14 protein-coding genes and 1 tRNA gene are annotated in these 14775 nt (G+C 35.5%); 5 read left to right on the top strand and 10 right to left on the bottom strand.

From position 1 onward, the window contains the following. Window positions 1-100 precede the first annotated feature (100 nt). Complete coding sequence (gene aspS, locus AC5XHR_RS09660) at window positions 101-1855, top strand: aspartate--tRNA ligase (protein ID WP_495950584.1); 1755 nt, start codon at window positions 101-103, stop codon at window positions 1853-1855. Between the two features lie 55 nt (window positions 1856-1910). Here the strand turns inward: aspS and AC5XHR_RS09655 are convergent, their stop codons facing one another. Further along, window positions 1911-3485, bottom strand: coding sequence for a GMC family oxidoreductase N-terminal domain-containing protein (locus AC5XHR_RS09655; RefSeq protein ID WP_495950583.1), 1575 nt, complete (start codon window positions 3483-3485; stop codon window positions 1911-1913). 32 nt (window positions 3486-3517) lie between these two features. Continuing rightward, on the bottom strand, window positions 3518-4252 hold the full coding sequence (locus tag AC5XHR_RS09650) for an SDR family NAD(P)-dependent oxidoreductase (RefSeq protein ID WP_495950582.1): 735 nt from the start codon (window positions 4250-4252) through the stop codon (window positions 3518-3520). 132 nt (window positions 4253-4384) lie between these two features. Between AC5XHR_RS09650 and AC5XHR_RS09645 the strand changes: the two genes are divergently transcribed. Further along, window positions 4385-6073 carry a putative transporter gene (locus AC5XHR_RS09645; protein ID WP_495950581.1) on the top strand — a complete coding sequence of 563 codons (1689 nt, stop codon included), beginning with the start codon at window positions 4385-4387 and terminating at the stop codon, window positions 6071-6073. A gap of 53 nt (window positions 6074-6126) precedes the next feature. On the opposite strand, the gene AC5XHR_RS09640 is transcribed toward AC5XHR_RS09645, so the two are convergent. Together AC5XHR_RS09640 and AC5XHR_RS09635 are read right to left on the bottom strand one after the other, a co-directional pair. Further along, window positions 6127-6462 carry a DUF3276 family protein gene (locus tag AC5XHR_RS09640; RefSeq protein WP_495950580.1) on the bottom strand — a complete coding sequence of 112 codons (336 nt, stop codon included), beginning with the start codon at window positions 6460-6462 and terminating at the stop codon, window positions 6127-6129. Between the two features lie 141 nt (window positions 6463-6603). Beyond that, complete coding sequence (locus AC5XHR_RS09635) at window positions 6604-8241, bottom strand: ABC transporter ATP-binding protein (RefSeq protein ID WP_495950579.1); 1638 nt, start codon at window positions 8239-8241, stop codon at window positions 6604-6606. A gap of 125 nt (window positions 8242-8366) precedes the next feature. On the opposite strand from AC5XHR_RS09635, the gene nusB reads away from it, so the two are divergent. From nusB to yajC, 3 genes are read left to right on the top strand one after another with little or no spacing between them, the layout of a single operon-like run. Then, window positions 8367-9272 carry a transcription antitermination factor NusB gene (nusB, locus tag AC5XHR_RS09630; protein ID WP_495950578.1) on the top strand — a complete coding sequence of 302 codons (906 nt, stop codon included), beginning with the start codon at window positions 8367-8369 and terminating at the stop codon, window positions 9270-9272. 1 nt (window position 9273) lies between these two features. Then, a complete protein-coding gene (locus AC5XHR_RS09625) occupies window positions 9274-9789 on the top strand; it encodes a DUF1573 domain-containing protein (RefSeq protein ID WP_495950577.1) in 516 nt (171 codons plus the stop codon). Between the two features lie 9 nt (window positions 9790-9798). Further along, window positions 9799-10134 (top strand): preprotein translocase subunit YajC, encoded by a 336-nt coding sequence (gene yajC, locus AC5XHR_RS09620; RefSeq protein ID WP_495950576.1) that lies wholly within the window; start codon window positions 9799-9801, stop codon window positions 10132-10134. Window positions 10135-10184: 50 nt separating this feature from the next. Here yajC and AC5XHR_RS09615 read toward each other — a convergent pair whose 3' ends face one another. The 6 genes from AC5XHR_RS09615 to AC5XHR_RS09590 all read right to left on the bottom strand — a co-directional run bounded on the left by AC5XHR_RS09615 (window position 10185) and on the right by AC5XHR_RS09590 (window position 14733). Beyond that, window positions 10185-10958 carry a copper resistance protein NlpE N-terminal domain-containing protein gene (locus AC5XHR_RS09615; RefSeq protein ID WP_495950575.1) on the bottom strand — a complete coding sequence of 258 codons (774 nt, stop codon included), beginning with the start codon at window positions 10956-10958 and terminating at the stop codon, window positions 10185-10187. Window positions 10959-11059: 101 nt separating this feature from the next. Continuing rightward, window positions 11060-11135 (bottom strand) — tRNA-His (locus tag AC5XHR_RS09610). 35 nt (window positions 11136-11170) lie between these two features. Beyond that, the gene (bshB1, locus tag AC5XHR_RS09605) at window positions 11171-11890 is read right to left on the bottom strand and encodes a bacillithiol biosynthesis deacetylase BshB1 (RefSeq protein WP_495950574.1); all 720 of its coding nucleotides are present in this window, start codon (window positions 11888-11890) and stop codon (window positions 11171-11173) included. Window positions 11891-11955: 65 nt separating this feature from the next. After that, a complete protein-coding gene (locus tag AC5XHR_RS09600; protein WP_495950573.1) occupies window positions 11956-13596 on the bottom strand; it encodes a tetratricopeptide repeat protein in 1641 nt (546 codons plus the stop codon). Between the two features lie 74 nt (window positions 13597-13670). Continuing rightward, window positions 13671-14546: a PstS family phosphate ABC transporter substrate-binding protein gene (locus AC5XHR_RS09595; RefSeq protein ID WP_495950572.1), complete on the bottom strand. Its 876-nt coding sequence runs from the start codon at window positions 14544-14546 to the stop codon at window positions 13671-13673. Beyond that, complete coding sequence (locus AC5XHR_RS09590; RefSeq protein WP_495950571.1) at window positions 14530-14733, bottom strand: C4-dicarboxylate ABC transporter; 204 nt, start codon at window positions 14731-14733, stop codon at window positions 14530-14532. The genes AC5XHR_RS09595 and AC5XHR_RS09590 overlap by 17 nt, the downstream gene beginning before the upstream one ends. Window positions 14734-14775: the final 42 nt, after the last annotated feature.

Raw genomic sequence — 14775 nt, 5'->3', positions numbered from 1 at the left:
CGTATAAATTCTTATTGCAATTCAGTATCTTTGCGAACGAGTTTTTAGACGGCTTATCAGTCTAATATCTAAAGTCTAATATCTAACATCTAAATAAAAAATGTTCCGTACACACACCAATGGCGAATTGACGCTGAAAAATCTAAATGAAGAAGTTACACTTTCAGGATGGGTACAAACCATTCGTGACAAAGGTTTTATGATTTGGATCGATTTGCGAGATCGTTACGGAATTACACAATTGGTTTTCGATCAAGAGCGTTCAACAGCGGCTTTGATGGAAGAAGCAAAGAAATTAGGCCGTGAATTTGTGATTCAAGTTCAAGGAAAAGTGATTGAAAGAGCTTCTAAAAATCCAAAAATCCCAACTGGTGATATTGAAATTTTGGTTGAAAAATTAACGATTTTAAATGAATCTCAGTTGCCACCATTCACTATTGAGGACGAAACCGATGGTGGTGAAGAATTGAGAATGAAATACCGCTATTTGGATATCCGCAGAAATCCAGTGAAGGACAAATTGATTTTCCGTCACAAAATGGCGCAAAAAGTTAGAAATTATCTCTCTGATGAAGGTTTTATCGAAGTTGAAACACCCGTTTTAATTAAATCGACGCCAGAAGGTGCAAGAGATTTCGTGGTTCCAAGTAGAATGAATCCGGGACAGTTTTATGCACTTCCACAGTCGCCTCAAACTTTCAAACAATTGTTAATGGTTGGCGGAATGGACAAATATTTCCAAATTGTGAAATGCTTCCGTGACGAGGATTTAAGAGCCGACAGACAGCCAGAATTTACGCAAATCGATTGCGAAATGGCGTTTGTGGAGCAAGAAGACATTATAAATGTTTTCGAAGGCATGACAAAAACCTTATTGAAAGACATTACAGGAAAAGATTTCCATGATTTCCCAAGAATGACGTTTGCTGATGCCATGAAAAAATACGGTAACGACAAGCCTGATATTCGTTTTGGAATGGTGTTTCATGAATTAAATGATTTAACAAAAGGAAAAGATTTTAAAATCTTTGATGATGCCGAATTGGTTGTTGGAATTAATGTTGAAGGTGCTGCAGAATATACAAGAAAGCAAATCGACGAGCTTACAGATTGGGTAAAACGCCCACAAATTGGAGCTTTAGGCATGGTTTGGGTTAAGTATCAAGCTGACGGAACGATTACTTCATCCGTAAACAAATTCTACGACGAAACAGCTTTGAAAGCAATTGTTGAGGAATTTGGAGCGAAAGCTGGAGATTTGATATTAATTCTTTCCGGTTCTGAAAACAAAGTAAGAGCACAACTTTCTGCGTTGAGAATGGAACTTGGAAATCGTTTAGGTTTAAGAAAAGGCGATGAATTTGCACCACTTTGGGTAATTGACTTTCCTCTTTTGGAATGGGACGAAGAAACTGGAAGATACCACGCAATGCACCATCCATTCACGTCTCCGAAAACCGAAGATTTTAGTTTATTAGAAGCCGATCCAGGAAAAGCAAGAGCCAACGCTTACGATTTAGTTCTTAATGGAAACGAAATAGGTGGTGGTTCTATCCGAATTTTCGATAAAGAATTGCAATCCAAAATGTTTGATTTATTAGGATTCACGAAGGAAGAAGCGGAAGCGCAATTCGGATTCTTAATGAACGCGTTCAAATACGGAGCGCCGCCACACGGAGGTTTAGCATTCGGATTTGATAGATTAGTTGCGATTTTGGATGGAAATGAAGTGATTAGAGATTACATTGCATTCCCGAAAAACAATTCTGGTCGCGACGTGATGATCGACGCTCCAGCTCCAGTTGCTGATGCTCAATTAGACGAATTAGAATTGAAATTGGATTTGAAAGCTTAGTTTAAATTCAAAAATATTTATAAATTAGAGCGAGGTTTTTTGAGCCTCGCTTTTTTTATCCAAATGCTTTCTGCTTAAGCAAATTTTCCATACAATATTCTACCAAAGCTGTAATTGTAAGAAATGGATTAACACCAATACTCGCTGGAATTAACGAACCATCCAAAACAAAAAGATTTTTGTGATTTTTTAATTGTCCGAACTCTGTGGTTGCTTTACCTAAAACGGCGCCACCCAAAGGATGATAACAAACATCGTAACCTAAACCGTTATGAAAAAGCATGTGACTTCTAGTTCCACCATTTATCTTATTCATTTTGCGAAGGAAAAACTTAGCATTTTCTTCCATTTTAGATGTATTTTTCCTTGACCAATCTAAAACGAGCTTTTTCGTTGAAGCATCAAAACTCACACTTCCTGGTTGATCAACTTTGTTAATCATCAAATACAAAGCGGTCGCAACATTCATTCCCATAGGAAGTGGCGCCAATTCGGCGAAAAAGGTATGTTTAGGATCATCCCAATTATCAATTCCGCCAACTGGAATCGTCGAATGTTGAAATCCCAAACCTCCAGAAAACGCCTTTACCCAGTTTCGTCCTGTCATAAAATTCCCATTGTTTCCCCAATGTTTTCCAACTTCGTCATTGAGTTGCAAACCGTTTTCAGCATGAGATTTTAAAAGCAATTCTAATGTTCCCATCGTTCCAGCAGCCAAAATAAGTTGTTGACAATTCAGCAATTTTTTAGCAACGATTTGTCCAGAAGTATCAATTTGATGAATTTCTAAACGATAACCTTCGTTTTCACTTTTGATATTTTGAACTGAATGTAAATCCAAAATTTCTAAGTTTCCAGTTGCCAAAGCCTTTTTCAGATAGGTTTTATCCAAAGAATTTTTTCCGTGATTATTCCCGTAAATCACTTCCCCATCCAATGCAGATCTTGGAACTTCATTTCGATATTCTTTTTCCATGTAGTCAAAATCATAGACATTAGGAACTCGAATAGTTTTAAAACCTGCTTTATGCGCTTCTGCTTCGCCAACTTTATTGAATTTATAAAACTTACAATCATTAAGAAAATCTTCGCGGGCAACATTTACTTTCAATTCTTGTTGTGCTTTCGGGAAATATTTTTCAAAAAATAATTTACTATCCAAATTTGGAAAAACTTCTTCGAAATAATCTCGTTTGGGAAGAACTGCCATTCCACCATTGACCAAAGAACCACCACCAACGCCACGTCCAACCCATATTTTAATATCTTTAAAATCCAATCGATCCAAGGCACCGGTAAAAGGTTTCAATGAAAATAAATTGAAAAAAGGCGCAATAGATTGCTTTTTTAACCAAGCTGCACTTTTCCCTGGTTTTTGCATTTTAGAAAAAGGAATTCCAGATTTTTCCCAATTCAAGCCCATTTCCAGCATACACACTTTCTTCCCAGCTTCGCATAAACGCAAAGCCGCAACTGCGCCACCATAACCCGAACCAATGATAATAATTGGCTGGTTTTCTTCTGTAGTTTCAATATTTGAAAATGAGTTGGCTAAAATATTTTGAGTTCCTAAAAAGAACAAAGCTCCAATTCCTAGAGCTGTGGTTTTAATGAAAGTTCCTCTATCCATGCAAAGAAACTTGCAAATTGCGTGCTATAAAGCTATGGGAGTTTTGAAACAAGTCCTTCTGGAAGGACTTTTAGAATGCTATAAATAAGTTTCCATTTCCAATTTGGGACGATGGTGAATGTATTCCCTGCTTCTACAATATGTTTTGCCACATATTCAGGTTCCATAATTAAGTTTTTATTCAACTCTAAGCCTTCATTGATTTTTGTATTGATATAGCCGATTACCAGCGCATTCACTTTAATATTACGAGAATTAAGTTCTTGACGAAGTCCCGCTAAATATTGGGTAAAAGCAGATTTTGTACTTCCATATACGAAATTTGATTTACGACCACGAACGCCTGAAAGCGAAGACAAACCAATTATTCGTTCTAAATTTTTATTTGAATGATCAAAAGCAATAATATTTAAGATTGAAACGGCTCCCGCATAGTTCACTTTCATCATTTGAAAAGTTGCATTAAAATCATGAAATGCTGTTTCATTTTGAACTAAAAAACCAGCAGCATAAACGACAATATTCGGTTTTGTCGGAAGCTGATTATAAAAGTCTTGATGCGAAGAAAAGTCGGCAGCATCAAAATACAACAACTGAGTTTTCAATAAATCTAAATGAGTTTCTATAGAAAATTTTTCAAGTGAAGTCAAATCCCGTGAAGCCGCCATCACCTCAAAACCTTTTTGCAAATAAAGTTTCATCGCTTGTTTAGCAACATCGGAATTAGCTCCAAGAATAAGAACGGATTTAGAATTTGGCTTCATCATAGTGCAAAGATATTTGTTAATTTCAAAATTCCATAAACTATGTTTTTAGTCCTTGATATATTTCAGCTTTACTAATTTCATTAAGCTCTTTTATCTTCCTATCTTTGAGTGTATTTCAAAAAAAACTAAACTATGTTCGATTGGCTTCAAACCCTCTTGTTACCTTCTGCAACTCCAACCGTCGTTCAATCTTTAATCACAGTCATGTTGGCCATAGGAACGGGAGTTTTTCTCGGACGATTGAAACTCGGAAAAATTAGTTTTGGCGTCTCGGGAGTGATGTTTATGGGGTTAATTCTAGGTCACTTAGGCTATCGAATCAATATACAAATCCTTGATTTCATCAGAGATTTTGGACTTATTTTATTTGTTTACGGAATTGGATTGCAAGTGGGACCTTCATTTTTTTCATCGTTTAAAAACGAAGGTTTGAAATTCAACATTCTCGCAGTTTCCGGTGTGATTTTAAGTGGTGTGATTACTTATCTTCTTTTCAATTTTACGGGTTTAAGCATTGAAAATTTAGTTGGAATCATGAGCGGTTCGGTAACCAATACACCTGGATTGGGAGCTGCAAAAAATACGATTGAGGAACTGGCGGTAACTATGCCCAATAGGACTTTTGACGACCCAGCAATTGGTTATGCGATTACGTATCCATTGGGTGTTTTTGGAATTATTGCGACAATTATTATCGCAAAAGTGCTTCTAAAAGTAAACAACCAAGACGAAATGAAAAAGTTTCGGTTGAAAAAAATTAATCGTGAAGAACCTTTAATCCATCAAAAAATACGAGTTACCAACCCAGAATATTTTGGAAAATCATTTCAAGAAATACTTAACGAAACGGGAAAACATCTAATTTTTTCGAGACTAAAACATAGCGGAAGTGAAGTTGTTACTTCACCTACGGTAGATATGCAACTTCAAGAAAGAGATGTTTTGATGATGGTTGGGCTAGAAAAAGACATTCAAATAATCACAGAATTACTTGGAAGACCTTCAACTGATTTGTTTATCGAGTCCGATTCTGATTTGGACAAGAAGAATATTTATGTAACCAAATCTTCGGCTGTACATAAAAACATGAATGATTTGGAGCTTTTCAATATTTATGATTTGAAGGTAACTCGTGTTTTCCGTGCTGGAAAAGAAATGATTCCACGTCCCTCTTTGGAGTTATTTTATGGTGATGTTTTACGGGTTATTGGTTCGAGAGAAGCTATTGAAGATGCTGAAAAAATTATCGGAAATCAAGAAAAGAAAATTATCGAATCTGATTTCCTTTCCTTATTTGGTGGGCTTTTAATTGGTGTTATCGTCGGTTCCATTCCAATTTTAATTCCGGGACTTCCGATTCCTCTTAAACTTGGATTTGCAGCGGGACCGCTTTTAGTTGCCTTAATTATTTCAAGATTTGGTAGCATTTCTTTCATTCACTCCTACTTAAATACGGGTGCTATTCACTTTATGAAAGATTTCGGAATTTGCTTATTCTTCGCAGCGGTAGGAATTCATGCTGGGGATGGTTTCTATGAAAATTTTGTGAAATATAATGGTTGGACGTTCCTTCTTTATGGATGTGCAATCACCTTTATACCATTGCTTTTTATGATAGTCCTTGGAAAATGGTGGTTGAAAATGAATTTCCTTCAATTAGCTGGGCTTTTAAGCGGAAGTTATACCGATCCAGCCGCGTTGTCTTTCAGTACGAATTATTTGGATAGTGATGTTCCAATTCAGACGTATGCGCAAGTGTATCCGTTGGTAACGATATTCCGAATATTTACAGCAAGTTTATTGATTCTGTTAGTAACATAAAAAAGGCATCTCAAAAATGAGATACCTTCTATATAAAATTTGGTGTGTCTTGATTAAACCTCGTCGTCACTATCAATAGTAAACGAACGTGCTTTGAAATCTTTGTCGTGTTTTTCAGAAATTACGTCCTCTCCTTTTTCATTCACGATAAAATCTGTAGATTCTTTGAACAAGTCTTGGAAACTCTTGAAATCTTCTTTGTAAAGGTAGATTTTGTGTTTCTCAAAAGACGCCTCTCCATTTTCTCCAAAGTTCTTTTTGCTTTCGGTAATGGTAAGATAATAATCGCCCGCTTTCGTCTCGCGCACATCAAAGAAATAGGTTCTCCTTCCTGCTTTTAACACCTTCGTAAAAATCTCATTTTCGTGGCGTTCCTTATAATCACTCATTGTACGATAATTTTAGTAATCTGTTGTAAACAAATTTAAAAGAATTATCGGAACTGCAAAATTTTTTTTATTTTGAGCTAAAAATTATGGATAACTATGTGATAATTACACAACTAGAGTGTTAAATTATCATTAAAAATGTTAAGGAAGTATTAAAATTCGGTCTGCTCTTTTTGCACTAGACTCCCTATGAGTGATGATAATTGACGTTGCATTTTCAATTTCTGTATCAATATTCTGCAAAATATTCTCTTCCGTTTCGGTATCCAAAGCTGATAACGAATCATCAAAAATGAGAATTTTAGGTTCTTTTATTAAAGCACGAGCAATGCAAATTCGTTGTTTTTGTCCACCCGACAGCATCACGCCTCGTTCACCCACCATCGTTTGGTATTGATCTTTGAATTTGACAATGTTTTTATCAACATCGGCAATCTTTGCAAAACGAACAACCTGATCATGATTTGGTTGATCTAAAGCAAAGCCAATATTATTCTCAATGGTATCCGAAAACAAGTAACTTTCTTGTGGAATGTAGCCTAAATATTCACGAACTAAAGTCAAATTATGCTCTTTTAGATTCTTGCCATCCAATAAGATTTCACCAGAAGTTGGGTCAATTAAACGAGCAAGTAAAAGAGCAATTGTTGTTTTCCCACTGCCCGTCTTCCCCATAACAGCAAGACTTTCGCCTGCGTTTATATGAAAACTGACGTTATCCAAAGCTTTAATTCCCGTATTAGGATACACGTAAGTGACATTTTTAAATTCAATATCACCTCTAATTTCGTATTGCGAATGATTGGTGTTGATAATTTCGGATTTCATATCCATAAATTCGTTCACACGTTGCATGGAAGCTTCTGCACGTTGATTGACCGACGTTACCCAACCAACCATTGAAAAGGGCCAAATTAGAATATTGACGTACATGAAAAAGTCAGCAATTTTTCCTACACTCAATTCTCCAGCAATATATTTTTGTCCACCAACATACAAAATCACGACATTTAAAAGTCCAATCACAAAAAGGATAATGGTAAAAAAGTAGGCTTCCGTTTTTGCTAAGTCCAACGCTCGATCTTGATAATCGGTAACTTTCTCTTTATAATTTTGATTAATATAAATCTCTTTCGCAAAGAATTTAATCACTCGAATTCCCGAAAAACTATCTGTAACAAATGTCGAAATCGCCGATTGGCTTTTCTGCATTACTTTGGATTTTCGATTAATAATCGAACTAACTTTATAAATAACAAAAGATAAAATCGGAAGTGGAATTAACGACCACAATGTCATCGAAAAATCCGTTTTCAACATGTAAATACTCGTAATCACAAGCAAAACCAATGTATTAACCACATACATCACGCCTGGTCCTAAGTACATTCGGATTGCAACAACATCTTCACTTAAACGATTCATCAAATCTCCAATCGTAGTTTTTTTGAAATCCGTAAGTGACATTTCTTGATAATGTCTGTAGATTTTGTTTTTCAATTCGTATTCAATTCTACGTGATGCGACGATGATTGTTTGACGCATCATAAAGGTGAAAAAACCCGTTAAAAGAGAAGAACCAACATAAATTAAAACATAAATAAGAATTTCTTTATTGAATCCAAGTTTCCCAGAATCAGCGAGTTGATCCACCGACTTCCCTACGAATTGAACCTTATAAATAAGGAAGAAATTACTCGCTACTATAAACAGAAAACCCCATAAAAGTAGTGTTTTATGTTTCCAAAAATAGGGGTTAAGTGTTTTTAATGCTTTCATTCGGTTCGTTTAGAAAATACCTACAAAAATAGTGAAAAAAATACTCTTTCTACCTAATATCCTTTTTATGGACATTCTCTATTTCTCAAAAAAAACCTATCTTTGCACCCATAAAAGCTCTTTGAATGTTAGGCAGAAGACAAATACGGGAAAAAGTGGTAGAATCTATCTACTCTTACAGCCAAAACCCAATTAAGATCGATGTTTTAGAGAAAAACATGTTTTCGGAGATTGATAGAATTTTCAATCTATATATTTATCAGTTGAACTTCTTTGTCGCGCTAAAAGAATTAGCCGAAGACCAAATGGAAATCAACAGTAAAAAGTATTTCAAGACGGAGTCTGACATCAATCCCAATAGAAAATTCATTGAAAACCGTGTTTTAGAACTTATTGAGAATAATTCTGAACGTATTGCATTTTCAGCAAAACATAAGGAACTCAACTGGGATCTACACGATGATCTTTTGGTGAAAACCTTTCAGAAAATTGTTGGTGGAAAGCGTTACACGGATTATATGAGTTCTGGTGAAAACTCGTTCGAGGAAGATCAGAAATTCATGGGAAAACTTTTCCTTCGTTATATCGCGGAAAATGATGATTTTCATGATCACCTTGAGGATAAAGAAATGAGTTGGGCAGATGATTACCATATTTCAAACTCAATGATCCAAAAAACAATTGGATTCATGAAGGATGGCGAAACGTACAACACGCTTATCCGCATGATTAAAGATGATGAAGATCGTTCTTTTGCAAGCAAACTTCTTCGTGAGACCCTAAATCATTGGGAAGAAACGGAAAAAAAACTTATTGAAAGATTGGTAAACTGGGAAATCGAACGTGTTTCTTTAATGGATAAAATCATTTTGATTACTGCTATTTCAGAATTGGATTATTTTCCATTAACACCTTCAAGAGTGATTATTAATGAGTATATTGAAATCTCAAAAGTGTATTCAACAGATAAGTCTAATATCTTTATCAATGGTATTCTAGACAAATATGTTAAAGATTTAAATCGCAATTAATATGAAAAAGTTAGTATTTGCAAGCTTTCTTGCAGCCGGGTTATTAGCTACCCAATCATGTAAAAAAGAAAATAACGCATCAGAATTAACTGCTGCATCAGAAGTTACAACAACAGATCCAGCTATTGATGAAGCAGCTATGACAAACACTGCTTCAGCAGTAGGGCAAACTCAAGCGGAAGAAGTTGCATCTAATCAACCTTTAACTTCGGTTGTTTTAGCGCAAAGTCATTTTGATTTTGGAAATGTTAAGAAAGGTGAGAGTGTACAACACGATTATGAAATTACAAACACAGGAACCAATCCTTTGATTATTTCTAAAGTGGTTCCAGGATGTGGATGTACAGCTCCAGATTTTACAAAAGAGCCTATCTTACCTGGTAAGAAAGGAAAAATCACATTGAAATTTGACTCGTCAAGTTTTGATGGTGCGCAACATAAACAAGCAGAAGTTTATGCAAACGTTGAAAAAGGACCTATGGTGATTACTTTTTCGGCGAATGTTCAACCTAAATAATTTAGTTTAATGATCTCAATATTTTTACAAGCTGCTCCAACTGGAGGAGGTGGAATGCAAATGATTCTTTTATTCGGTGTTTTTATCGCATTTATGTATTTTGTGATGATTCGTCCGCAAATGAAGAAACAAAAGCAAGAAAAGAACTTCCAAGAATCTTTGAAAATCGGAAGTCGAATTGTAACAACTTCAGGAATGCACGGTAGAATTTCTCAGATCCAAGAAGATGGTGTTATTATCGAAACACTTTCAGGAAAATTGAAATTTGAAAAAGCAGCGATTTCTAAAGAATTTACTCTGGCAAGATTTCCAGACGTAGATCCAAAAGAAGAAAAAGCAAAATAATAAAAAAGACCAGCAATGCTGGTCTTTTTTATTTATAGTATCACGATTAATTATCTTGGTTGCATTCCTGCTTTGAAAACAGCCATCGCTCTCATTCTACCCTTGAATAAGTGAAGTTCATCACCTGAGATAGAAAACGTATCTGCAGTTTTTAATACTTCCATTAATTGCTGTTCCCATTCTAAATTCGGGCATGCCATCATTGTTGACATTCCTTCACCAAGTTCCAAATGGTTGTACGAATTCACCATGAACGATCCTGAGATTGTATTACAACCTGCAGAAGCAACATATCTATTCTCTGCATCATTGAACATAATGAATGCTTCTTTCTTTGTCGTTTGACTTGCATCAAATTTTTTCCCGTTCAATTCTACCAAATCCCACTTTTTATTTAGAACAGCGTAGTTGTCTTTCGTTAACATATAGAATTTAGCCAAAGAACCTTCTACTTTTTTACCATCCAAATTTAATTTGGTAAGTGTGTTTTCACCAACGAAATATTTAGCCTTTTCTTTACCGTTCAGGGTAATAATACTTCCTGTTTTATCCCAAGTAAATTTTCCTGTATCTACATCTTCCGTTTCAGAACCGATATATTGAGTAATGGTTCTAAAGGTATTATCTTTACTTAAGTAAACTGTCGTTTTGATTCCTTGACAATCTGCACAAGGTAAAGTACCACGGTAAGTCCCGTTATAATCTACAGACACTTGAGTTGTGTCTCCAACTGTATTCTGTGTTGTACATGACTGTACCGTAAATGCAGATGTTGCCATAATTGTTGCTAATCCCAAAACCGAGATAATACTTTTTTTAGTCATAATAAAAAATTTTATACAACATACTAAGAAAAAATGATACCAATCTCTAGTTTTTAAGGAAAGAAATAAAAAAAGAGAAGTATTATACTTCTCTTTATCTAGGGTGAATGATGGGTCTCGAACCCACGACCTCCGGAACCACAATCCGGCGCTCTAACCAACTGAGCTACAATCACCGTTTCGTGGGTGCAAATATAGAAATTTATTTGTTACTACAAAACTATTCCTTCAAAATTTTTCAAAGCAATCAGCCTTTCGTAGGTAAATCCCTCAGCATAAGCAACTCCCGATAATCTTCCCAAATTCTGAGCACGATACGTTAAACTTTCGAAAAAATCACGATTGGAGATTGGCGTTTCGGGCTCTTTAGACGTAGGATCATAGAATTGAGATGAATACGCCATACAAGAATCAATCTTTTGAGTAAGAAAATCGCTGATGTCAATAACGAAATCCGGCTCCACTTCTTTCCATTGAATGTAATGAAAAACATGTTTTGGTCGCCATGCATTTTGAACTTCGCCATCCAATGTTGTTTCAATTCGTCGTAATCCAGCCAAAAAACATGCATCTGATGCAAGTTTCGCTCCTTTAGCATGATCAGGATGTCTATCATCAATCGCGTTCGCTAAAACCACATCGGGTTGGTATTTTCTGATCATTTTGACGATTTCCATTTGATACTCTTCCGAGTTCACCAAAAATCCATCTTTCAACTTCAAATTTTCACGAGCCGAAACTCCTAATATTTCGCCCGCCTTTTTGGCTTCTTGTGCACGAGTTTCGGCGCTTCCTCTAGTACCTAACTCACCTTGAGTAAGATCAACGATCGCTACTGATTTCCCTTCCGAAACCAATTTTGCAATTGTACCACCACAACCCAATTCAACATCGTCAGGATGTGCTCCTATGGCTAAAAAATCAACTTTCATAAATCAAAATTACAAAAAAAATCTCCCTTCTTGGAAGGGAGATTTATAGAATATATAAAAACCAATTATGGGTTTAATTCTTTATTCAATTTTGCAGCGTCTTCATACCCTGGATTTAGTAGAACAGACTTAGCAACATATGCTTTCGCTTTTGCAGGATCTGATTCTTTTACCAAGTACGCTACTGCAAATAATGCATACGATAACGTTTCTTTGTTCGCTTGCTCATCAGCTGGCTTTACTTTAGAAATAAAGTTTTCGTAAGCTAATTTCGCCATCTCATTATTTTGAGCTTGCTGATACGAATATCCTTGACTGTAATAAGCCGGAGCCCAATCTGGTAACAAGTTGATCATTTTCTGCCATGTAAGTACCGCACCAGCCCAGTTTTTAACGTCTTGATATTTTGTTGCCAATTGGAACAAAGCATCAGAATCTTGAGGATTAGCCGCTACTTTCTTCTTCAAAGCATCGATTTCTGGAGATGTTGGTCCCGCATTCACTTCAGACTCAGAAGGTCCACTTGCACCATTGATTTTAGCTAATTCTTGATCCCACTTCATTGTTTCATCTTTTGCTGTTTTAGCAATAGCGATTTTGGTTTTAGAATCTGCAAGTAATTGAGCTTTTTTAGTTGCATCTGCTTCATCTTTAGCCAAACCAGCTGCGATAAGCCCTTGCAAACCTTCATCACCTGGATAAACTCTAGATTTATCTACTTTAGATAAGAAGTTATCCATATTTTGTTTTGCTTCCGTATAATTTCCATCAGAGAAAGAAAGATACCCTCTCAATTTGTATTTAATAGGATCATCAACTTTGTCAAATACTTTATCTAAAGTCGCTTTTGAATTTGCATAATCTTCGTTTGTGAAGAACAATTTAGAAATTTCTAATTGCGTATACGGATCCTCATCTGCATATTTAGCATAATTCAATAAATCTTGAGTTGCCATTGCGTTCTGCTGATATTTGATATCGTAAGCTGCTTTTGCTTTGTATGCTGGAGCATATGATTGATCTACAGCGATTGCTTTGTCAATATTTTCTTTTGCAAGTTTCCATTGTTGTGCAGCCATCCAAAGTGTTCCCATTCTTGTGAAAACAGACGCTTTGTTACGAGCTACAGCCGAAGCTTTATCATATTCTGACATGGCTTTTCCTGGATCTTTTTTCAAACGGTACGCATCACCAAGCGCATAATAATAATTTGCTGGAACTCCACCTTTTTGACCTCTCTCGATTGCTTTAGTTAAATAATCGATAGCCGTATCGGGTGCACTTGTTTTTTCGAACAAGGTTAATGCTTCGGCAGCACGGTAAAGAACTTCTGGATCTTTCTCTCTAGAATCTTTTACGATATTCTGGATTTCTACAATTCCTGAACGATCGCCTTTACCTAATTTAATACTCGCTAAACCGATTTTATTTAAATAACTTTTAGATTCAATCCCAAGACCTTGTTTGAAATACTCTTCTGCTTTTTCGAAGTTCGGTTCAAACTGAGTTATATAAGTATTCCCAAGATAAAAGTAGTTATCTGCTTCTTTAGGATTTGCTGTAATTAATTGATTAAAATTATCTCTTGCTTTTGCAAATTTGTGACTATCTACATACTGGATTCCATCTTGTACAGATTGTGCAAATGCAGCGTTAGCGAAGAAGCCCACTGCAGCAGTCAAAACAATTTTCTTAGTTAAGTTCATTTTATCTATCTTATTTAATTATATTAATACTAATTTATTGAAGATAACACAATTATCGTTCCATAATTTTGGGTTTATCTCATTTGCACTTCACGATTGAACAAAAAGTACGGCTGCAAGCCTTCTTTGCTCACTACGATTTGTCCTAATTGGGTACATGAAAATCGTAAAAAACCTTTCGCTATACCAAATCCATTTTCATTGGTTAAGAAATAAATTGTTCTTACGAATGGATATTTCATTTTGGTTAATCCTTCGCCTTCATATGATATAACCTTACCTTTTTCTTCAATTGGTAAAACGTTAATCATTTCCCGCAATTTAGTAGCTTCATTTGCATAGGGACGACTAATTGTATTTAAACTAATCACTCCAATTTTATTCGGATACCGATCTAGCTCTTTCACAACTTCATCATTACCAACAATAGTCGCGTATTTAAGTTCGGATGGTTTTTTCCCAATTTTATTGGCTACGAAATTCAAATTACTTGAATTATTCCCGTCGAATATAAGGTTCTTTTCGCCCGAAAGCAATTCTTTCTTAATATCTTCTATACTTAATGAAGTACGAGTCGAGTTTTTGCTTACTACGAACAATACAGCATCAATAGCAAAAAAATCTTGGTGAAACTTGGTATTCGTTGCTTTTTCGTATTCCTGAATTTCTTCTTGATTCAAAGGTTTCGAAATCGCAATCATTTTCGCATGATTGTTAAGCATGTCCAAAAAAGCCAAATCTTCTTTTTGAACTTTAACTTCCACTTTTGTTGAGGGATAGTTAATCATGTAGGCTTGCGCCAATCCTTCGACAACACTTTTGAACGAGTCATCCGCAAGAACAACTAATTCACCTTGATTAAATTCAGCAGATTTAGGCTCTTCCTTCTTTTTAGAACAGCTTGCAACTACGAAAATAGAAACGATAAAATAACTAAGAATTTTTCTCATGATTGGACATCCTGATTCGGTGAATAGCACGACCAACACGGAAAAGCCCATACACCACAAGTAAAGCTCCAAGTGAATATGCCACACCAGGATCTAACTGAATTACAAAAAATTTAAATACAATAACTACGATTCCTAAGACAACATAGAAAACGCCCGTAATCATTGATAGCCAATTAAACGCCATATGTTACAAATGTAATAAAAAAAGAGAAGCCTAAGCTTCTCT

The organism is Kaistella sp. CFF1-2 (genome assembly GCF_059509915.1).
The sequence above is the reverse complement of the archived record's forward strand: the minus strand, read 5'-3'. Positions and strand labels throughout refer to the sequence as shown.